Source organism: Microbacterium sp. ZW T5_56 (genome assembly GCF_044987425.1).
Classification (GTDB): domain Bacteria; phylum Actinomycetota; class Actinomycetes; order Actinomycetales; family Microbacteriaceae; genus Microbacterium.
Window position 1 is genome coordinate 1 of record NZ_JBJDRI010000075.1, and the last position, 1,016, is coordinate 1,016.

Sequence of the window (1,016 nt, forward strand, 5' to 3'; positions counted from 1 at the left end):
ACGGCAACGACCTACAAACTCACGACCGCGGACGCCGGGAGGAAGCTCACGGTTCGCGTCACCGGGACGAAGTCCGGGTACGGCACCGTCGTGAAGACGAGTGCCGCCACGGGGAGTGTGATCCGCTGACTCGGGCTTGTCGCCACTGCCCGCTGGTCGCTGTCAGCGATTCGGCACGTTGCGGGGCTGCGCTCCGTTGTCCTTCGGGAAGCCGTTCGTCCACTCAACCCGTGATCGTCGAACCGCGGCGGGAGTTCCCGCCAGCAGTGCGTTCTGCTCCACAAACCGCTTGTTGACGATACTTCGCGCGGCTACTACGGAACCTGATCCGATTTCAGCCTTGTTGAGCAAGATCACCTGATTGCCGACCCAGACATGATCACCCACGGTGATGCCGGCTTCGGGGTTCAGCAGCTCACCCGAATCCATGTCCCAGAGCCCGTGGTGGCTCGAGCCGCGCACTGACACGTTTGAGGCAAAGAGGCAGTCGCGACCGATCGTCACAGCGATGCCGTCAGAAAGCGCGCCGATGATGTGCGTCGCGCCGTTGAACACGGTGCCGTCGCCGACGGAGACAGCAGCTCCTGATGACACCCGGCCGTTGTTTATCACGAAGGAGATCTTCAGCCCACCGAAGGCGACCCTGACCGAGCCGAGCGACACAACACAGTTTGCTGCTGACCCGAGGTCGATTTGCACGTTCTGATAGCGGCCGGCGGACGACAAACGAACAACGTTGCCAACGCTCGTTGGCTTGAATGCGACTGTGACGCCTCGGGGGAGCCCGTCTGCTTCCGTGACTCGTTCGCTGTCCAACCAAATTTCATTGGCCTCGTAGGGGTTTTCGGGGGTTGCGTCCTGCATGTGGTCAGACTATCGATCGAGGCACGTCCTTGTCATGCAACTCGTCGTCGCGAACTGCGCGTCAGGGCGCAGGGGTCGTAGCCCCGTCCGTCGGCGGAGGGGTGGTGGGAGTCTCCGATGTTGGCTCGGGGCTCGGTTCACCGTCCGTGGGC

At 62.7% G+C, this 1,016-nt stretch carries 1 protein-coding gene; it reads right to left on the reverse strand.

What is annotated here, in order from left to right; all coding sequences use genetic code 11:
• Window positions 1-162: 162 nt before the first annotated feature.
• Complete coding sequence (locus ACI3KU_RS18950) at window positions 163-864, reverse strand: acyltransferase (protein WP_404923889.1); 702 nt, start codon at window positions 862-864, stop codon at window positions 163-165.
• Window positions 865-1,016 lie beyond the last annotated feature (152 nt).

Coding starts and splice junctions, on each gene's coding strand:
- ACI3KU_RS18950 (WP_404923889.1), bottom strand. CDS start 864: ATGCAGGACGCAACCCCCGAAAACCCCTACGAGGCCAATGAAATTTGG.